Source organism: Pseudomonas sp. PB3P13, assembly GCF_054897735.1.
In genome coordinates this window covers 2622847-2642875 of sequence record NZ_CM142702.1, presented here as the reverse complement: position 1 = coordinate 2642875, position 20029 = coordinate 2622847, and the positions used below count along the sequence as shown (strand labels likewise).

14 protein-coding genes and 3 pseudogenes are annotated in these 20029 nt (G+C 59.5%); 11 read left to right on the top strand and 6 right to left on the bottom strand.

Going from position 1 to position 20029, the window contains the following annotated elements; all coding sequences use genetic code 11:
* Positions 1 to 17: 17 nt before the first annotated feature.
* Positions 18 to 206 carry a hypothetical protein gene (locus ACYZT1_RS12310; protein WP_028620074.1) on the bottom strand — a complete coding sequence of 63 codons (189 nt, stop codon included), beginning with the start codon at positions 204 to 206 and terminating at the stop codon, positions 18 to 20.
* A 236-nt stretch (positions 207 to 442) separates the two neighbouring features.
* Here ACYZT1_RS12310 and ACYZT1_RS12305 point away from each other — a divergent pair, with 236 nt between their 5' ends.
* The 5 genes and pseudogenes from ACYZT1_RS12305 to ACYZT1_RS12285 form a co-directional block, all read left to right on the top strand.
* Positions 443 to 889, top strand: a complete 447-nt coding sequence (locus ACYZT1_RS12305) for a DUF411 domain-containing protein (RefSeq protein ID WP_462019161.1) — start codon at positions 443 to 445, stop codon at positions 887 to 889.
* Positions 889 to 1323 (top strand): YqaA family protein, encoded by a 435-nt coding sequence (locus tag ACYZT1_RS12300; RefSeq protein WP_462019160.1) that lies wholly within the window; start codon positions 889 to 891, stop codon positions 1321 to 1323. Before ACYZT1_RS12305 ends, ACYZT1_RS12300 begins: the two co-directional genes overlap by 1 nt.
* Positions 1324 to 1409: 86 nt before the next feature.
* Positions 1410 to 2432, top strand: coding sequence for an alpha/beta fold hydrolase (locus ACYZT1_RS12295; protein WP_462019159.1), 1023 nt, complete (start codon positions 1410 to 1412; stop codon positions 2430 to 2432).
* 18 nt (positions 2433 to 2450) lie between these two features.
* Positions 2451 to 2879 carry an NAD(P)-dependent oxidoreductase gene (locus ACYZT1_RS12290; protein WP_462019158.1) on the top strand — a complete coding sequence of 143 codons (429 nt, stop codon included), beginning with the start codon at positions 2451 to 2453 and terminating at the stop codon, positions 2877 to 2879.
* Between the two features lie 174 nt (positions 2880 to 3053).
* Positions 3054 to 3251 (top strand): annotated as a pseudogene (locus ACYZT1_RS12285) (tetratricopeptide repeat protein); the annotation flags it as partial.
* 150 nt (positions 3252 to 3401) lie between these two features.
* Here ACYZT1_RS12285 and ACYZT1_RS12280 read toward each other — a convergent pair.
* Both ACYZT1_RS12280 and ACYZT1_RS12275 read right to left on the bottom strand, forming a co-directional pair.
* Entirely contained in the window at positions 3402 to 4703 is a 1302-nt protein-coding gene (locus ACYZT1_RS12280) for an ATP-binding protein (protein WP_462019157.1), read from the bottom strand.
* 4 nt (positions 4704 to 4707) lie between these two features.
* Positions 4708 to 5409 (bottom strand): response regulator, encoded by a 702-nt coding sequence (locus ACYZT1_RS12275; RefSeq protein ID WP_462019156.1) that lies wholly within the window; start codon positions 5407 to 5409, stop codon positions 4708 to 4710.
* Positions 5410 to 5677: 268 nt separating this feature from the next.
* On the opposite strand from ACYZT1_RS12275, the gene ACYZT1_RS12270 reads away from it, so the two are divergent.
* The 5 genes and pseudogenes from ACYZT1_RS12270 to ACYZT1_RS12250 all read left to right on the top strand — a co-directional run.
* Positions 5678 to 6835 carry an efflux RND transporter periplasmic adaptor subunit gene (locus ACYZT1_RS12270; protein WP_462019155.1) on the top strand — a complete coding sequence of 386 codons (1158 nt, stop codon included), beginning with the start codon at positions 5678 to 5680 and terminating at the stop codon, positions 6833 to 6835.
* A gap of 15 nt (positions 6836 to 6850) precedes the next feature.
* The gene (locus ACYZT1_RS12265) at positions 6851 to 9949 is read left to right on the top strand and encodes a multidrug efflux RND transporter permease subunit (RefSeq protein WP_462019154.1); all 3099 of its coding nucleotides are present in this window, start codon (positions 6851 to 6853) and stop codon (positions 9947 to 9949) included.
* Positions 9950 to 10118: 169 nt separating this feature from the next.
* A complete protein-coding gene (locus ACYZT1_RS12260) occupies positions 10119 to 10760 on the top strand; it encodes a DUF1345 domain-containing protein (protein ID WP_462019153.1) in 642 nt (213 codons plus the stop codon).
* A 76-nt stretch (positions 10761 to 10836) separates the two neighbouring features.
* A pseudogene (locus ACYZT1_RS12255) lies at positions 10837 to 11095 on the top strand (AraC family ligand binding domain-containing protein); the annotation flags it as partial.
* 103 nt (positions 11096 to 11198) lie between these two features.
* Positions 11199 to 11369: pseudogene (locus tag ACYZT1_RS12250) on the top strand (bifunctional glyoxylate/hydroxypyruvate reductase B); the annotation flags it as partial.
* On the opposite strand, the gene ACYZT1_RS12245 reads toward ACYZT1_RS12250, so the two are convergent.
* Complete coding sequence (locus ACYZT1_RS12245) at positions 11363 to 13024, bottom strand: fibronectin type III domain-containing protein (protein ID WP_462019152.1); 1662 nt, start codon at positions 13022 to 13024, stop codon at positions 11363 to 11365. The pseudogene ACYZT1_RS12250 and the gene ACYZT1_RS12245 sit on opposite strands and share 7 nt — an antisense overlap.
* Before the next feature lie 136 nt (positions 13025 to 13160).
* The gene (locus ACYZT1_RS12240) at positions 13161 to 14354 is read right to left on the bottom strand and encodes a pyridoxal phosphate-dependent aminotransferase (RefSeq protein WP_462019151.1); all 1194 of its coding nucleotides are present in this window, start codon (positions 14352 to 14354) and stop codon (positions 13161 to 13163) included.
* Positions 14355 to 14954: 600 nt separating this feature from the next.
* Here ACYZT1_RS12240 and ACYZT1_RS12235 point away from each other — a divergent pair.
* On the top strand, positions 14955 to 15629 hold the full coding sequence (locus ACYZT1_RS12235; protein ID WP_462019150.1) for a response regulator: 675 nt from the start codon (positions 14955 to 14957) through the stop codon (positions 15627 to 15629).
* A 97-nt stretch (positions 15630 to 15726) separates the two neighbouring features.
* On the opposite strand, the gene ACYZT1_RS12230 is transcribed toward ACYZT1_RS12235, so the two are convergent.
* Positions 15727 to 20025 carry an RHS repeat-associated core domain-containing protein gene (locus ACYZT1_RS12230; RefSeq protein ID WP_462019149.1) on the bottom strand — a complete coding sequence of 1433 codons (4299 nt, stop codon included), beginning with the start codon at positions 20023 to 20025 and terminating at the stop codon, positions 15727 to 15729.
* Positions 20026 to 20029 lie beyond the last annotated feature (4 nt).

Here is a 20029-nt window from a genome sequence, read left to right as displayed (position 1 = left end):
GGCGGCTATGGCGTGGTTCAGGGTTTGACCTTGCGGCGCATCACGCCATTGATCACTACCACGATCACCGCCACGCCAATGGCGATGTACTGGAACAGCTTTTCGCTGATGACGCCGGTATTCTGCAGATACGACAGGCCAAACATGATTCCCAGCACGACGAGGGAGATCAGAATCGAGTATTTCAAACGTTGCGACTGGGTCATTGCCATTTCCTGAAGCTGAGGTTTGCGGTGTGTAATCCGTTGCCTGGCGGGCCCCGTCAGATTTCACAGACGGGCCTGCGGACCGGGGCTCATGTTAGCGCCGATGAAGCGATTTGGCTTCATTGGCGCTTCATCGCCGCTCGATTATCTGCATCACTTGGAAACACTCTCGTGGCTCGTGGTTGGCTAAAACGGTCAGAATGCGTTTTTGCCCGCACTCCGAGACGAGATTCCCCATGCGAAATCACCTGCGTCTGGCCGCCCTGAGCGCCCTGTTTGTATCCTCCCTCGCCCAGGCCGCCGACCTTATCCCGATCGACGTCCACCGCGACGCCAATTGCGGCTGCTGCAAAAAATGGATCAGCCATCTGGAGGCCAATGGCTTCAAGGTCGCCGATCATGTCGAAAGCAACATGAGCGAATTCAAGAAACAGCACGGCGTGCCTCCCCGCCTGGGGTCCTGCCACACAGGCTTGATCAACGGCAAATTCGTTGAAGGCCATGTGCCGGCCGAGCAGGTGTTGGCGCTGGGCAAACGCGACGATCTGCTGGGCGTCGCCGCGCCGGGCATGCCGATGGGCTCGCCGGGCATGGAAATGGATGGCATGAGTGACGCCTACCAGGTCATCGGCCTGAAAAAAGACGGCACTGATGTGGTGATGGCGGACTACCCTGCCCATTGATGTTCGGTGCTTACATCGGCCTGTTTTTTGCGGCATTCGGCGCGGCGACATTATTGCCTCTGCAGTCCGAAGCGTTGTTGGTGGGGCTGGTGCTCAGCGAGCAATATGGGCTCTGGGCGCTGTTGACGGTTGCGACACTGGGGAATGTTCTTGGCTCGCTGGTCAACTGGTGGCTGGGGCGGCGCGTCGAGCGTTTTCGCGAGCGGCGCTGGTTTCCCATCAGTCCAGCCAACCTTGACAAGGCGCGCGTCCACTATCTGCGCTACGGTCACTGGTCGCTACTGCTCAGCTGGCTGCCGGTCATCGGCGATCCGCTGACCCTGGTCGCCGGCGTCATGCGCGAGCCGCTTGGCCGCTTCCTGCTGATCGTGACCCTCGCCAAAGGCGCCCGCTACGGCGTGCTGGCGCTGGCCACGCTGGGGTGGACGGGATGAACGATCCTGCTTTTCGATTGCCTGTGTTTAATGTCGCCCTAATGATGCCGAGCCACGATCGGCAGATTTCCCTACGGAGCTTTCTCATGCCCTTGACCCTTTCCCGTTGGTTGCCCGGTCTGCTGTTGACTGCCGCCCTGCCCGCCATGGCCGCTGAAGGTCCGGAATATGGACCGGAACTTCAGGGTTTCGAGTATCCCTACACCGTCAAGCATTTCGCCTTCGAGTCCCAAGGCAAATCCGTGCAGATGGGCTACATGGACGTCGCCGCCAATGGCAAGGCCAATGGGCGCAGCATCGTGTTGATGCACGGCAAGAATTTTTGCGGCGCGACCTGGGATACCTCGATCAAGGCCCTGAGCGACGCCGGTTACCGGGTTATCGCACCAGACCAGATCGGTTTTTGCACCTCGAGCAAACCGGACCATTACCAGTACAGCTTCCAGCAACTGGCGACCAACACCCAGCAACTGCTCAAGGCCCTGGGCATCCAGAAAGCCAGCTTGCTCGGGCATTCCACCGGCGGCATGCTCGCCACCCGCTACGCGCTGCAGTATCCCGATCAGGTCGAACAACTGGCGCTGGTCAATCCCATCGGCCTGGAAGACTGGAAAGCCCTCGGCGTACCGTATCGCACCGTGGACCAATGGTATGAACGCGAGCTGAAAGTCACCGCCCAGGGCATTCGCGAGTACGAGCGCAACACCTATTACGACGGCCGCTGGAAACCCGAATTCGATCGCTGGGTGGACATGCTCGCCGGTCTGAGCAAAGGCCCCGGCAAGACTCAGGTCGCCTGGAACTCGGCGCTGATCTACGACATGATTTTTACTCAACCGGTGTATTACGAGTTCAAGGACCTGAAAGTCCCGACGCTGCTGCTGATCGGTACGTCCGACACCACTGCCATCGGCAAGGACATAGCGCCGCCGGAAGTGAAGGCAAAAATCGGTCACTACGAGGTGCTCGGCAAGCAAGTGGCGAAACTGATTCCGCAATCGACCCTGGTCGAATTCCCCGGCATGGGCCACGCGCCGCAGATGGAAGAACCGGCAAAATTCCACGCCGCCCTGCTCGACTGGCTGAACAAGACCAGTCCGGTAAATTGAGTTGACGAGGCCAGGCCAATGACGGTGCGGATTGCAGTGATCGATGATTGGCAAAATGTCGCGCGCGACGTGGTGGACTGGTCGGCGTTGAGCGATGTCGGCGAGGTGCACTTCCTGCACGATTACCCGGCTGACAACGCAACGCTGGCCGGGCGTTTGCGCGAATTTGAAGTCATCTGCGTGATGCTGGTCAACACAGCGCGCGGGCCGATTGTCGACGAGGCGGCGCTGATCAAGGCGTTGCAGAAGAAACGCCTGGCCGGGGCGGCACTGGACGTGTTCGAGCAGGAGCCCTTGCCGGCTCGACACCCCTTCAGAACGCTGGAGAATGTGCTCGCTACGCCACATGTCGGTTATGTCAGCCAGCAGAACTATCAGTTCTATTCGCAGATGATCGAGGATATCGATGCCTGGGCGGTCGGGGCGCCTGTCCGGCTGTTGAACTGATACGGCGTTCGCGAAACTGCACGCGAAGCACCGTCACTTATTTCCGACGGGACGAAACATATCCTTTCGACTTTCCTGCTCTTCGCGATGTCGCAACAGTAATCACCCGCTATGCCTGTCAGAGCATTCGAGGCGTGATTCGACTGAAATGCATCACCGTGTGGAGCATCCGTCATGAACATCCAATTCGCTGTATTCGCCACGCCACTGTTGCTGGCCGTCGCACTTTCAAGTTCTCTTGCATTGGCCACGGGCGACAAGCAGAAAGATGAGCCGGCCAAACCCAATTGCCCCAAAGGCCAGGTCTGGGACAGCAAATCGCAACGTTGCCTGATGCAGAACAGTAACCTGGTGTCAGACCTGTATCGCACGATATAGGATCCGCCACCTCCACCGCTCCCGTAGCAGCTGCCGAGCACCGCGAGGCTGCGTCTGGGATTGCGTGGTTATAAACCGATCTGGAAACTGCAGCGCGACTGAACACCGCCTCGCGGTGCTCGGCAGCTGCTGCAGGGGTTTTCGTCAGCTGGGGGTGGGCAGCCAGAGACGGAAGCGTGCGCCGCCCAGGGGTGAAGGCTCGACGGTCAAGGTTCCGACCTGCGCTTCGAGGGCGCGACGGCTGATGGCCAGACCCAGGCCGAAACCTCCGGTCGCGCGGTCGCGGCTGCGGTCGAGGCGATAGAACGGCTCGAAGATGCGCTCGCGCTCATCATCCGGGATGCCGATGCCGTCGTCGTCCACCCAAATCTCGCAGCCTTCCTCGCTCACCTGCACGCTGACCTGGATACGCTTTTCGCAATACCGCATCGCGTTGAGCAGCAGGTTCTGAATGGCCCGCGCCGTCAAGCGCGGATCGAGACTGAAGCGTTCGAGCTGACCGTGCAGCAGCACATCGATCACGATGTCCGGCGAACTCAGCTCTTCGTCAACGCTGCCGAGAATGCTGTCGATGAATTCGTCCAGCGAAACTTCCACCTGCTCAGGTACACGCGCCGGGTTTTGCAGACGACTGTACGACAGCAACTCGAGCACCAGTTCGTCCAGCTCGCGGATGTGCGCAACCAGACTTTGCAAGCGTTCGCGGCTGGACGCCGGCAAGTCGTCCGACAACGCCAGCGCCAGGCCAAAATCCAGGCGGGTCAGCGGTGTGCGCAACTCGTGGGAAACGGCATTGAGCAGGTCGCGCTGCTGGTTGAGCAGGTTTTCGATATCGCCCGCCATGGTGTCGAAAACATGCGCGAGACTGCCAATGTTGGAATGCGCAGATATCCGCGTTCGCTCGCTCAAATGGCCCTTGCCGAAGCGTTCCGCAGTACCTTTGAGCCTTTCCAGATCACGCCAGTGCGGACGCAGCCAGAGCAACAAACAGGCGAGCATGGTCGCGCCGATCAGCACGTTGATGCTCCAGTACAACAGGTTCACGTCCATCGGGTCCGGTGGAACCACCATTTGCACCACGGTTTGCTCGTTCAGGGGTGTGACGGCCAGGGTCCGCCAGCCCCAGTCGCCAATACGCACCACGTTTTCACCGCGGCGCAAACGCTGCTGTTCCGTCGCGGTGAACTCCGCATCGTCAGTGTTCGCCAGGACGATGTGCAAGGGCTGGAAATCGGCGTCCATTTCGGCTGCCAACGCCGGCCATTGCGCCTGCGGCACCGCGTGAAACTGTTTGACGATGAGGGTTTGCAGCCCTCGCGAGTAATCAAGGTTGTAAGTGACGAAACGCTCATGGAAGAGCTTGATCACGCCTTCAGGCACCAGGTAAATCGCGGCGCTGTAAGAAATGATCGTCACCAGGTACAGGCGAAACAGCAGTCTGAACATCGGCTCAGCATTCCCATTCGGAGCGGCTGAACAAATAACCTTTGCCCCACACCGTTTTGATCTTGCGCGCTTCGCCGGCGTGGTCGTCGAACTTGCGTCGCAGCTTGGAAATCGCGACGTCCACCGAACGGTCAGTACCATTGAACTCAATCCCGCGCAGGCGTTGCAGGATCTGGTCGCGGCTGAGCACTTCGCCGGCGTGCCGGGCCAGCACGACCAGCAGGTTGTATTCGCCACTGGAGAGTTCGACCGGTTGCTGGCGCCAGGTCACGGTGCGCTCTGACAGGTCAATGCACAGGTTGCCCATCAGAATCCGGTCGTTGGCGGTCTGCGGCTCACCCAGGCTGCTGCGACGCAGCAAGGTTCGCACCCGCGCGAGCAACACCCGTGGTTCGCAAGGCTTGGTGACATAGTCATCGGCCCCCATTTCCAGACCCAGCACCTGGTCATGGCTGTCATCACGGGCGGTCAGCATCAGGATCGGCAGTGCCGCCGAATCGGCACGCAGCAGGCGGCAGACTTGCAGGCCGTCCAGTCCCGGCAGCATCAGGTCGAGGATCACCAGGTCCGGGGGATTGGTCCGCGCCCGCTCACGCACCTGATCGCCGCGGCTGATCACGCTGACGTTATAGCCGTTGCGCTCCAGATAGCTGGCAATCAGCTCGGAAAGCGCGGAGTCGTCTTCGACCAGCAGGATGTTGGGCATGGGGTGTTTCCACAAGGTGCGGTGGCGCCCGCCAGGCCGCCATCGCGAGCAAGCTCGCCCCCACAGGGGTACGCATTTCAACTGCAGGAACGAGGCTTGCCCGCGAAGGCGTCCGGGAAGGCGCAATGGATTTCAAGCGGTGAAGGATATACGCCCTCACGCACACCGGAGCAAAACCCTTACACAATTTCACACAGCAACTACAAAACTTCACCGCTACTCTCGTCGCCTCCCCGTAGGATGCCGGGGATCATTACTGGGGTATTCCATGTCGAAGAATCTGCTCGCCAGGCTTGGCCTGATCGCATTGGCGTTGACGCTGGGCGCGTGTGAACAGGCCACGACCGCCGAGACACCGGCGCCGTTGGCCACCGTGCGCATCGAAACCCTGTCCGCTCGCCCGCTATCGATCAGCAGTGAATTGAGCGGGCGGATTGCCGCGCCGCGCATGGCCGAGGTCCGGGCGCGGGTGGCGGGCGTGGTGTTGGAGCGCGTCTTTCGTGAAGGCACCGACGTCAAGAAAGGCGACGTGTTGTTTCGCATCGACCCGGCGCCGTTCAAGGCTGACCTGGACACCGCCGAAGCGGACTTGCGCAAAGCCCAGGCCAATGCGTTTCAGGCGCGCCTGCAAGAGCAGCGTTACGCGCAACTGGTCGAAGGCAACGCCATCAGCGGTCAGGACTATGACAATGCCCGCGCCGCCGTACGGCAAACCGCGGCCGACGTCGCCGCCAACAAAGCCGCCGTGGATCGGGCGAAACTCAACCTCGGCTATGCCACGGTCACCGCGCCGATTGCCGGACGCATTGGTCGTGCACTGGTCACGGAGGGCGCGCTGGTCGGGCAAAACGAAACCACGCCGCTAGCGCTGATCCAGCAGCTCGACCCGATCCATGCCGACCTCACCCAGTCGACCCGCGAACTCAACGACCTGCGTCGCGCGTTCCGGTCCGGTCAGTTGAAAGAAGTCGGTCGTGGCGAGGCCAGGGCCACGCTGATTCAGGATGACGGCAGCCTCTACCCGCTGCCGGGCAAGCTGCTGTTTGCCGACATTACGGTCGACCCCGGCACGGGCCAGATCATCCTGCGCAGCGAATTCCCCAACCCGGATCTTGATCTGCTGCCGGGCAGTTTTGTGCGCGTGCGTCTGGAGCAGGCAGTCGATCAGCAAGGGCTCAGCGTGCCGCAACGGGCCATCCAGCGTGACAGTGCCGGCATTGCGCAGGTGTTGCTGCTCGATGCGGATCAACGCGTCGGTCTGCAGCCCGTGGAACTGGGCGCCGTGCAGAACGATCGCTGGATCGTCACCGGCGGGCTGAAGCCGGGCGACCGCATCGTCACCGAAGGCCTGCAACACGCCAAACCCGGCGAGAAAGTGCAGATCGACGACTCCCCTCTTCCACTTGCCCAGGCTTCTGGTCAGTAAGCAGGACGCTTTTTTATGCCGCAGTTCTTTATCGACCGCCCGGTATTCGCCTGGGTGGTTGCCCTCTTCATCCTGCTGGCCGGCGCGCTGGCCATTCCGCAATTGCCAGTGGCCCAGTACCCCGACGTGGCGCCGCCGCAAATCGAAATCTCTGCCGTGTACCCCGGCGCTTCCGCGCAGACCGTGGACGAGAGCGTGGTCAGCCTGATCGAGGAAGAGCTCAACGGCGCTGATCATCTGCTGTATTTCGAGTCGCAGAGCAGCCTTGGCAGCGCGACGATCAAGGCGACTTTTCAACCGGGGACAGACCCGGAAATGGCTCAGGTCGATGTGCAGAACCGCTTGAAAGTGGTCGAGTCGCGACTGCCGCAAGCGGTCAACCAGCAAGGTTTGCAGGTGGAAAAAGTCTCCGCCGGTTTCCTGTTGCTGATCACCCTGACATCCAGTGACGGCAAACTCGACGACGTCGCGCTCAGTGATTACCTGGCGCGCAACGTGATGAACGAGATCAAGCGTCTGGATGGCGTCGGCAAGGCGCAGTTGTACGGCGCCGAGCGCGCCATGCGTATCTGGATCGATCCGCAGAAGCTGCTCGGTTTCAACCTGACCCCGGCCGACGTCAATGCCGCCATCGTCGCGCAGAATGCACAGGTGTCGGCCGGCAGCATCGGTGATCTGCCGACGCGCAGCACCCAGGAAATCACGGCGACCATCCTGGTCAAAGGGCAGCTGTCGACGCCGGAAGAATTTGCCGACATCGTACTCAAGGCCAATCCCGACGGCTCCACCGTGCGCATTCGCGACGTGGCGCGGGTCGAAATCGGCAGCCAGGATTATCAGTTCGGCACGCGCCTGAACGGCAAGCCTTCAACCGCCGTCGGCGTGCAACTGTCACCGGGCGCCAACGCCCTGAGCACCGCGACCCTGGTGCGGGCGAAGATGGATGATCTGGCGCGTTATTTCCCGGCCAACGTTGAATACAAGATTCCTTACGACACCTCACCCTTCGTCAAGGTCTCGATCACCAAAGTGGTTTACACGCTGCTCGAAGCGATGGTGCTGGTGTTCGCGGTGATGTTTCTGTTTTTGCAAAACATCCGCTACACGCTGATTCCCACGCTGGTAGTGCCGGTGGCCCTGATGGGCACGTTCGCGACCATGCTGGCGCTGGGCTTTTCGGTGAACGTGCTGACCATGTTCGGCATGGTGCTGGCGATCGGTATTCTGGTGGACGATGCCATCGTCGTGGTGGAAAACGTCGAACGGATCATGGTCACCGAAGGCCTGTCGCCCAAGGAGGCGACGCGCAAGGCCATGAAGCAGATTACCGCAGCGATCATCGGCATCACCCTGGTGCTGGTCGCTGTGTTTATTCCGATGGCTTTCATGCAGGGCTCGGTGGGCGTGATCTACCGCCAGTTCTCGTTGTCGATGGCGACGTCGATTCTGTTCTCGGCTTTCCTGGCGTTGACCCTGACCCCGGCACTGTGCGCGACCCTGCTCAAGCCGATTGCCAAGGGTGAGCATCACGCCAAGGGCGGTTTTTTCGGCTGGTTCAACCGGCGTTTCGAGCAACTCACCGAACGGTACTCGGGCTGGGTCGCCTATGCGCTCAAACGCAGCGGTCGTTATCTGCTGATCTATGGCGTGTTGCTGATCGCGCTGGGTTGGTGCTTCAGTCGTCTGCCCTCTTCGTTTCTGCCGGTGGAAGATCAGGGTTACACGATTACCGATATTCAACTGCCGCCGGGTGCGAGCCAGAACCGCACGGTGCAAGTGGTCAGGCAAATCGAGGAGCACAACGCGACGGAACCCGGTGTAGGCGACAGCACTGTGATTCTCGGCTTCAGTTTCTCCGGCAGCGGCCAGAACGCGGCGCTGGCGTTCACCACCTTGAAAGACTGGTCGGAGCGCGGCCACGACGACTCGGCGAGCTCGATCGCCGACCGTGCCAATATAGCCTTCAGTCAGATCAAGGACGCCATGGCGTTCTCGGTTCTGCCGCCGCCTGTGGATGGCCTCGGCACCTCCAGTGGATTCGAGTTTCGCTTGCAGGACCGCGGCGGCCTCGGCCATGCGACATTGATGAAAGCCCGGAGCGAATTGCTGGAAGCCGCCGAGAACAGCCCGATTCTGATGAACGTGCGTGAAAGCGCTCTGGCGGAAGCACCGCAGGTGCAGCTGGAAGTCGACCGCAAGCAGGCGAACGCGTTGGGCGTGTCGTTTGCCGACATTGGCAGTGTGCTGTCCACGGCGGTCGGTTCGGCGTACATCAACGACTTCCCCAATCAGGGTCGGATGCAGCGGGTGGTGGTGCAGGCTGAGGGCGATCAACGCAGTCAGGTCGCCGACCTGCTGAAGATCAACGTGCGCAACGATGCTGGAAAAATGGTGCCGCTGTCCGCGTTCGTCGAGGCCAAGTGGACACAGGGGCCGGCGCAGCTGACCCGTTACAACGGTTACCCGGCGATCAGCATTTCCGGCGAGCCAAAACCGGGTTACAGCACCGGTGAAGCCATGGCGGAAATCGAGCGACTGGTCGCACTGGGGCCGGCAGGTCTGGGTCAGGAATGGACCGGTTTGTCGTTGCAGGAGCGCTTGTCTGGCAGTCAGGCACCGATCCTGCTCGGGTTGTCGCTGTTGATCGTGTTTTTGTGTCTGGCCGCTCTGTACGAGAGTTGGTCAATCCCGACTTCGGTGCTGCTGGTAGTGCCGCTGGGTGTCCTCGGAGCGGTGCTGGCGGTGACCTTGCGCGGGATGCCCAACGACGTCTTCTTCAAGGTCGGGCTGATCACCATTATCGGGTTGTCGGCGAAGAACGCGATTCTGATCATCGAGTTCGCCAAGAGCCTGGTCGACGAAGGCCACGAACTGATCGATGCGACCTTGCAAGCGGCGCGCTTGCGCTTGCGGCCGATTGTCATGACTTCGCTGGCATTCATCCTGGGCGTGGTGCCGCTGGCGATTGCCACGGGGGCAAGCTCGGCAAGTCAGCAAGCCATCGGCACCGGGGTGATCGGCGGGATGATCACGGCGACACTGGCGGTGGTGTTCGTGCCGGTGTTTTTTGTGGTGGTGATGAAGTTAGTGCGCAAGCGACACAAAAAAGCCTGACCCATCACATCAGCGGTATGGGGTGTATCCCCACCGTAGGAGCTGACGAGTCAAACGAGGTTGCGATTTTTTGATCTTGCTTTCAGGTTCAAAAGATCGCAGCCTCGTTGCACTCGACAGCTCCTACACAGGTCATGCATAGCTCAGACCACCGCCATAGTGAGTCCCCATGCCCCATCTCGCCCGCACCCACCCGCGCCTGTCCGCCGCTTTCGCTTTCGGCGTCGCGGTCGGCATTCTGACTCCCGCGGATTCAATCATCAGCAAAATCCTGTTCGGCTGGAATGCCGGTGTCTGGACGTACTTGCTGTTGATGTTTTGGCTCAGCGCCCGGGCCAAAGCGCCAGACGTCAAACGGATCGCCGAAGTCGAGGACGAAAACGCCGGGCTGGTGCTGTTCGTGGTGTGCATTGCGGCGCTCGCCAGCCTGGCGACCATCACCTTTGAACTGGCGGGCAGCAAAGACCTGGACAGCACGAGCAAACTGCTGCATTACGGATTCACCGCATTGACCGTGATCGGTTCGTGGCTGCTGATGGGGGTGATCTTCAGCGTTCATTACGCCCGCCTGTTTTATACCTGGGGCGGCAAAGACCCGGCACTGCGTTTCGCCGAAGGCCTGACCACGCCCAACTACTGGGATTTCCTGTATTTCTCTTTCACCATCGGCGTGGCAGTACAAACGTCCGACGTCGGAGTGGCCACAAGGCAGATGCGCAAGATTGTGCTGGCGCAATCGCTGATCGGATTTTTGTTCAACACGGCGATACTCGGTTTTTCGATCAACATCGCTGCCGGGCTGTTCAACTGATCCGTGCACAAATGTTCCAGACAAAGCCCTGCGCGGGTGCGTTAACCAGGTTGGCGAAACGCCTCACAGGTGCAACATGACGACTCACAACTGGATCGATCTGGCCCAGGACGCCGACACCGGCATCGAGACGCTGCGCGCGCATTTTGAAGGCCATGCCTACGACCCGCACTGGCATGACAGTTTTCTGGTGGGCGTCACCGGGCAAGGTGTTTCTGCTGGAGCCGGGTGACATCCACGATGGCGAAGCACCGACGGAGGATGGCTTCACTTACCAAATGCTGTACCTCGACCCACAGTGGTTGAAACGCGAGCTGAGCGCGCTGTTCGACGACCTCGCGATGCGGCTCGCAAACATAAACCTGTTTTTTTGCACAAAAATGAAACCGGTTTCAGAGGTATAACAACAATGCACAAACCACCCGTTTCCATCGGCCGCAAATGGACAACGTGGCAGCGACACCGCACATTGGCTCGGCGACCCATGAAACACGGGAAGCCATGGCCAAGGGTGCGGTGGACAATGTGCTGGCGGCGCCAAGGTATGAACGACCTGTCAATCTGGTCAACACGCCTGCCTGGAAGGGGGCACCCGCTGCCAGTTACTGAAATATTTTTTTCCCGTGCAATGTGGGTACAGAGCGATTGCCGGCGGCATCCTTGCCGCGCACCTCGATCGTTTCAGCGTTGGCATCCGGCACGCCGGGGAAGAAGTGGGTGGTTCCGGTGGCCGGCACCCAGGCCCCCCCGTTACGCCGAACTTCGTGACCCGTCACACCCACGTTGTCTTCCGAGGGAGCCCAGCTCAGTTCCACGCCGTCGCCCCTCGGGGTGAGGCGGAGTGTGCGCGGGCGCGCGGGCGGCACGCGGTCATGGGTCATGACGCTGATGGAAGCCGAGGCTGCTGGACGCTTGCCGTCGGTGCGCCGGGGCTGAACCTTGAACACGTATTCCTGCTCGGGTTTCAAACCGGTGACGATGATTTCCAGTTCAGTTGTGTGGACGGTCTCCAGGCCAGGGCAACTCACTTCATAGTCGCGAAGATGCGAGTAATCCAAGGGGCGTTTCCATGTCACCCATGCCTGGTCAAATGTTCGGCCCTGCACTTTCAAATCGCGCGGGTAGGTTTCGTCGGGACCGATCGTGAACCGATCAGAAGCCGGGTCCGAAAAACCACTTTCGTTAAACGCGCGAACCTCGACAAAGTAGCGAGCCAGCGGCAGCAGGTCGGCCAACAGATAGGTCCGGTGCTCGGTGACATGACTGGCGATGGTTTGTGGATGTTGATCAGCGAAACCATAAGCGACTGCAAAGTTTTGTCTGCCGATATCAGCCGTCCAGTGCAGTCTTGCGCTATCAAACTCCAGTGTTTTCATCAGGTTGCCTGGCTTGGTCGGCACGGGCGGTCCGTCCAGGGTTTTCAGGGTGATCTGCGCGGGCAACGATTCTCCGTTGGCATTGCGCGCACTGACCTCGACAAAATAGAGCGTGTTTTTGGTCAAGCCTGTCAGCGTTTCCTTGAGCAACGTCGTCGCCACGCACGCGGGCGTGCCAGCAGGCGGTTCGACACCATAACGGATGACATAATCGCTGGCACCCGGGGAGGCCGTCCACTGCGGCATCAATGTCGAGACCCCGGCAGTTACGCTCAGATGAGTGGGCTTGGCCGGGACTGCCAACGTCTGCTTGATGACGCGGGAGGGAGGCGAATCACCGAAATTGTTGGTCGCCCGGACGTCAAAGTAATAGTTCGTGCCACTGTGCAGTTCGCCGATGAAATGCGCGGTGGTCGTCCATACTTCTGTGTTGAGCACCGGCCCGCTGGGAGCGAGACCATAACTGATTTTGTAGCTGCTGGCATTGGCAGAGCCGGTAAAGCTCAGGTCCATCTCCCTGGCGGACGGTGTGGCGACGAGATGGGTCGGGCTCTGCGGTATGTTGGACGCCGGCAGCGTCGTTGCGCTGGTGTCCCGGCTGTAAGAGGACACCTCATCTCCCCGCAATCCAAACGCATAAATGCGGTACGGCGTATTAGGAGTGAGCTCTGTCATTTCGTATATTCTTGAAGCGTTCAGGACATCAAATCCGCCGACCCGCTCTCCCCCGCTCCACCACTCCAGACGGGTATCATTTTTTTGACCTGCCAGATCGTATTGCCACGAGAGACTGATGGAGTTTGGCGAGAGTGGTTTCGCGACGATTGCGCCTGGAGGGCCGATACTCGTCACGTCAGAAAAGCCTGTCTCGGGTTGATGTTCGCTCATGCGGGTGCGCTCCTGCGTTGGTCGGAATGGTCCATTTCAACGCCGCAGGCGTGTGCCGCGCTACTGACAGAACTGTGAGTGGCGAGCGCTGATTTCTCGTGTTAGCGGCGCAGGTCCGTGTTGCAACTGCGCGGGCTTACCCGACAACCTCCCGCGTTTCCAGCAAATCCATTGCACACGAGGCGATCCTGCGGCACGCATCCGTCAGTTTGAACCGGTCGACGACCAACCCGATGCGAATATGCCCTGCCGCACTCGGCCCGAACGCTTCGCCGGCCAGTACGCAGACGCCATAGCGCTCCAACAGCCGCTCGGCGAAACGCTGGGCGCACAAACCGGTCTGGCGCACATCGACCATCACGAACATGCCGCCATCGGGCCGGACCGGCCGCAGGCCCGGGCAACGGCTCAGGCTTTCGCAGACCAGATCACGACGCTGTCGATACTCCTCACGCATGTTCGCAACTTCCGGTAAATCCTCGTCCAATGCCAACTGCGCAGCGTTCTGAATAAAATCCGGAATGCCGAACAACATGCACAACGACAGATGCTCCAGGTGGTCGGCCAAGGCTTTCGGGCCGATCATCCAGCCCACGCGCCAGCCGCTCATGGCGTGGGATTTGGACAGACTGTTGATCGTCGCGGTGCGTTCGGCCATGCCCGGCAGACTGGCGGGGCTGATGTGCTCGCCTTCATACAACAGATCGCTGTAGACCTCGTCGCTGATCAGCCAGAGGTCGTGACGAACACACAGTGATGCCAATTCCTCCCAGATCATCAGCGACAGACTGGCGCCAGAGGGATTGTTCGGGCTGTTGAGCAACAAGGCGCGGGTTTTCGGCGTGATCAAGGCGGCCACATCGGCAGGGTCAACACGAAACCCGTTCTCCGGGCGTACCGCCACCGGTACCACTTTCGCGCCGATGGCACCGAAAACGCCTTCATAGGTGACATACATGGGTTCGGCGACGATGACTTCATCGCCGGGGTCGAGCAGGCATTGCGCAACCGAGTACACCGCGCACTGCGCGCCCGGAAACACGATCACCTGCTCGGCATCGACCACCTGGCCACTGCGCAGACGATGCCGGCGGGCGATGCTGTTGCATAGCCCGGGACTGCCCCGTACCGCCGGATAATGTGTATGGCCGGCGAGCAAACTGCCGATAGCGGCGCGGACGATTGGCTGCGGGGTGTCGAAATCCGGATCGCCGATCGACAGCAGCAACACGTCGACGCCCTGTGCGCGCAATTCCAGCGCTCGATCATGAATCTGCCAGGCCGCCGCTCCGTCACCGGCGATTCGTTGGGTCAAGGCTGAATAGCGCATGGTGTTCTCCTGTCGCGCGGGTTTCCAGTCTCCACCCTATCTCAAATTCAACAGTGCGCCAGTCCGACATTTCCTCGACGTACCTACATGCCCGCATTGATCGTACACGGAACGCGGACAGACACTTCCTTGGCGGAGATCTTCGTTGTCACGCCGCAATTTGCGCTCGGTCCGTAGGAATTTAGAACACCCGGACGCTTCCTACAGGAGTGCGATGTATTTGCCGACAGACTTTTCCGAGAACCCCGATTAAAGTCCTGCACCGTAATTCGCGTCAGCTTCCAGAATCGTCATCGCGATATCAGCAAAATGGTCCTGCAGCGCTGCACGGCGGCTGAAGAAAGGTCCCGCGAACCATGCCTTGCTGAAGTAGGACTATTCTGGCGCGCCCACGCCGTCAATGATGATATATGCGCAATCAACTCCAACCGCCGCGAAAATGAATCAGCTTGATCATCACCCGCTGAGGTCAATTCACCGCCCGCCGAGTATCGGGACCGCGTGCCCCCCGAGCCTGCTGAGACTTTCATGAACCCGAACCAGTCGCTCCTATCCACACCGCTTCGCCTTTTGCGCGAAAGTGCCTGTGGCGATACGCCCGTGTCGCACAGGCAACGCCCAAACCAAAAGCTGCGCATCATCCTCGCCGACGATCATCCGGTCGTGCTGATGGGTGCTGAAGCGGCCTTGTGTACGCCGCTCGATTCGGCATTCTCCATCGTCGCCCTGGCCAATAACGCCGATGAACTGGTGGGGCATCTGGAACGCACGCCGTGCGATCTGGTGATCAGCGACTATTCGATGCCCGACGGACGTTTACCCGACGGACTGGCGTTGATGGGGTATCTGAGGCGGCACTTCAATCACATCCCGTTGATTGTGATGACGATGCTGCGTAACCCTTGTCTGCTGCAAGCGCTGCTCAAGGTGGGCGTAAGAGGATTGTTCAATAAACGCAGCCACCTGGGCGAGCTAAAACAGGCAGTAAACGTTGTCAGCCGGGGTCGTCAACATCTCTGCCTTGCGTCTGCCGAAATCCTGAACACCCAACACTTGCCCGCCTCCAGCACTGACGCACCGTGGGTGAACCTTTCCCAGCGTGAATTGGAGGTGGTGAGGATGTTTGTCCAGGGCATGTCCGGCCGGCAGATCGCCGCGCAATTGAACCGCAGCGAAAAGACCATCAGCCGACAGAAACGCACCGCCATGGACAAATTGGGGCTTGACCATGACGGTGGGTTGGTGGAGTTTGCGCGGGTGAGTGGGTTGGGGTGATTCAATTTTTTTATAAGTCGTTGACCCCTTCTATCCCGACACGACGTTCCCTGTCGTGCGGGAGGGCGACTCAAAGATCCCGATTATTTACAGCCTTTTAAGAGACACGAATTTTTTGGTTGCGTCCCGTGGCCGCGGAATATGAAGGAGGAGGACTATAGGCTGGAGCAAGATCCCCTTTAACGAGGGGGTGCTCGATCATTGCCTCGGAAGGGATCGAGGGTGCTGGAGAGAGCCTGGCTGAATGACCCGGCCTGTTCGCTGCTGCGAGCAATTCTCGACTGTTTGTACTGCTTTCCAGCAATCTATTATTCTGTGCAACTACTCGGTTCAACAAATCAGGCTTCGCCCAAGCGTTACCCATCTCGACTTTCTGTATCCACCTGTTGTTGCTTTGATAAAGGTCCTCCCTATACAGCGCTTGCTTGGCGAATTTGGCAGAACCCGGGTTAGCCGAGGATTTAGTTAAAGCCACCGCTGCTTCCCTCGACAACCCTGAATTTTTAAGCGGCGAAATACCGTCATTCGCGTTTTGGAACACCTTTTGCAAAGCCGGTTTAGCAAGCTTTCGTGCACTCTTGTTAGCCTTCGTGGCAATCCCGAAAAATCTCATGACGACGCCGAATGAAAAATGACCGGTCGGGTCCTTGTAGGCAATCGGATTCCCCAGACAATAGACATACCAATTTAATCCGCCTCGCCCAAACGGACTCCAGCTGTCCGCACTATGAAACCGCATCAACACCGAATTAAACGCCCGATAACCTTTACCCAATAGCTGCCAACCGGTTTGCGCCTCGTGCAATTCTCCGTTGTATCCCACCTGCGTAATCACCGGCTGCGCGGCACTGCGATGCCCATATGCGGAATAAACAATGTCATTCGCCGAATTCTGCTCCACTCCGCTCAACACAGTGTTTTTATCATCACAGGCCAGGATCAGGGACTTTGGGCCAGCACCTGCCTGGTGCTCGGCGAGCACGACCTGTTCACCACGCATGAATGTGTTGCTGTCAGCTCCCCGAATCAGGTTCACGATTTCGTCATCCTTGTAGAACCGCCGCTCCTCGGCACCTGCCGAATGGCTACTACTCAGGCTGTCCAAGGTGTCATAACCGTATGATTTGCTCGCGGGGCCGCCGCTCACATCACTGACACTGACCAGACGACTCAGGCTGTCATAGCCCAGAACGCGCCCCGCCTCGTCGCTGACGAGATTACCTCCGGCATCGTAGGCGAAGTCAATTCTGGCCGGATGGCTTGGGTCAGCAGGAACCAAGGTATTGCTGAGTCCGGTCAATTGGCAGGGATCGCTCGGGTTGTTGAATTCGTAAATGATCGAATGGCGTCCGCCGGCGAACCGGGTTTCCAGAAAGTTGATGTTGTCCAGTGCATCAAAACCAAACGTCTGCCGGTCGATTTTTTTTCCGTACGGGTCTACAGGGCACTGGTCACCGACACAGACGTAATCCACCAGTCGCCCCCGTTCGTCATAAGCGTAGGTCTCGTCACGCAGGGTTTCGCTACCTTCTTGCAGCACCCGGTGGGTCAGTCGATCAACTTCGTCGTAGGTTTGAGCCAGTGTCTGGATGACTCCGTTCCCAAAATCGAATGTCCGCAGGGTTTCGCGAGCGAAATCGTCGTACTCAAGACAGGTCACAAGCGATTGCGCTCCATCAACCGTGGTTATGGATGAAAGCTGCGCGAGGTCGTTGTAAGCAAATGTCGAAATTGTATTCCCCAAGCTAGTCTGGGTCAGCTGCGCCTTGGTGTTGTAGGTATACGTCTGCGTTTGTCCGAGCACATCGATGTAGGACAGCAAACGCGCCTGCCGGCTGTAGCTGTAATGCATCTCGCGGGGCGGTTCACCGGTTTGTTCCCGGCGCTCGCTCTTCAGTTCGCCCGTGCTGAAATAGGTCCGTTGGAGAACATGCTTGATACCGTTGGCGTCCAGCTCTTCGGTTCTGGTCAGGCGCGCATTTTCGGCGTCGTAGACGTAGTCGGCGGTACTTTCAACGGCGATGCGCTGTTCCGGGTCTTCACCCAGTTCCGGACGATAGACGTATTTGGTTTCCAAACCGCTGGGGCGCAGCACGCTTTTGGGCTGGGTTTGCCCAGGGGCGAACCGGTATTCGCTCCTGCGCCCGCCCGTCACGGACACGATCATACGGTCCTGCCCGTCGAACGCCTGCGTTCCAAGCTCAACACTGTTGACGCTGATGGTGATTGGCAAGTCTTTGCTGCTGTGCGGCGCGTACTCACGGGTCACTTCGTTAAAATCCGGCAAAACAGTTTTCACCATGCGGTCGAAGACATCGTATTCGTACACCGTTTTATTGCTGACCGCGTCGAACTCCTCAGCGGTTCGGCCGAGCCCGTCGTAGTTGTAGACGTGCTCACTGTACGGCTGAGAGCCCGGTACGGCCGGGTCAACATTTTCAAGGTAACGTTTGATGCTGTCAGGCTTCTCGAAGAGGTTGTTGGCGGTGACGGTTTTGCCCGTGGCCCCCTTGCCTGAAACCTCCAGCCACTGGGAAGTTGTTTGCCCAACGGGGTCATTGACTTCATGCTCTTCAACACCGTCAGGCCGGATAACGCTGCGCTGCTCGCCCCAATCGTCATAGTTGAAACGGCTAATCAGAAACACATCCTTAGGGCCTTCCCAGTCAATCACTGTCTCGGTGGCCAGTTGCTCGCGATTATCGTACGTCGCTTCGTAGATCAGGCGGGGTGGATCGTTGGGATCGAAGCCCGCGGCGTCTGCATCCTGACGGGCCTCCTTGATAGGCCGATTGAAACCGTCCAGCCAAGTGGTAGTGGTCACGCCCTTGACGTTGCACGCCGTTTGCTTGGCTTGCTGACCCACGGCGTTGGTGAGTCCGTAGGTGTAAGTGCGGCTGGCCTCATACGGTGTCCCTGGCGCCACTGTTTCTTTGGTCACCCGGCCCAGCACATCGTAGATGTAGGCGATTTCGACATCGTTGTCATCGCGCTCGAGCACCGGCTCGCCGTTAAGTATGAGGTGTTCCTGAGTGACGATCTTTTGTTCGCCGTCGAAACCGGTGACGGTATTGACCGTACGCAGCACGGTCTCCCCGTTGCGTGCGTTTTTGGCCAGGCTGTACACGAAATCGGTAGCGGTGGTATTGCCATTGAGCGTCACGGCGTCCTGCAATTTACGCCCGTGTTCGAATGGATTCGTGGGGGTACTGAAGTACTGGAAAACGCGCTCTTGCACGGTCAAGTTGCCGATTGCGCGGACGTCTTTCAGGGTTTCCTTGTGCGGAGCCAACCACGGACCGTGCCCGGTCAGGCCCGGTTGCGCGGTGTAGGTGTAATCGGTGCGCAGGGTCGGCGCCTTGCCATATTGCGAGGCGGCCGGGGTCACGGTCTTGCTTTTAAGGTTGCGCACAAATCCCTGCGGGTCCGCGGGGCAACCGACCTCGCCTGGCGCGGCGTACCATTCGCTGGTTTCGGTCACGCCGTTGGCGTTGATTTGGGTCAGCAGGTTGCCGAAGTCGTCAAACGTGGTGCGGACCACCTCCACGTGGCGCGGCTGGGTAGTGCTTGCATGCCGCCACGTCTGGGTCACGGTTTTCGGTAACTGGCAATAGTTCGGCTGGTCCTCGAAAGCCAGCAACGGGTTGAAGTGGTATTCGGTTTCGGTGGTCTTGAGCGTATCGTCCCTGGCCGGATCGTGGCTGTACTGGAGGGTTTCTTCCAGGGTCAACAGATGCAGGCGGTTGTAGACCCGTTTTGTCTCCCGCACCGCTTTGTCGGCCGAAGCGTCCCAAAGTATTTCCCTGGTGTGGTACTCATACACGGAACTCACTTTATAAAGGTTGTCCAGGCCATCGTCGCTCCACGACAGACCGCTGCCGAAGCCCAGAAAGTTATTGTCTGTGGGGTCGTACTCGTAACGGGTTTCGATGGCCGGCTGGCCGAAACCGGGGTCGCGCACGTGGGCGTATACCCGCGGCAGGGTGCGTCCGGCCACACCCGGAAAATAGTGCGGGCGGGCCGAATAGGTGACGGTCTCATGGCCGCCGGTAGGGGTGTAGATATTCTTGAGGCAGGTCAGCCCGCTCTCGGGAATATAGTCGAAACGCCAGGACGCCTTGTCGGCTGTCGGCAACTCCAGCGTTCTGCTCTCGCCGCCGATGATGCTCATCTGGAACAGGGCTTCAAAGGTACTGCCCGGGTGCAGCGCGATTTTCAACAGGTTGGTGGTGCGCAGCAGGCTGAGCAGTGGGGTGCCGTCAGTATCGTTGGTGATGCGGCTCAGCAGGGGCTCGGTACCGAAGGCCGCATAGTCGAGCGTCACGCTGTGCCCTTGCGGCGAGAGCATTTGCACCGGCAGCGCAACCTCGCCCTGGCGGACTTCAAGCACTTCCACCAGG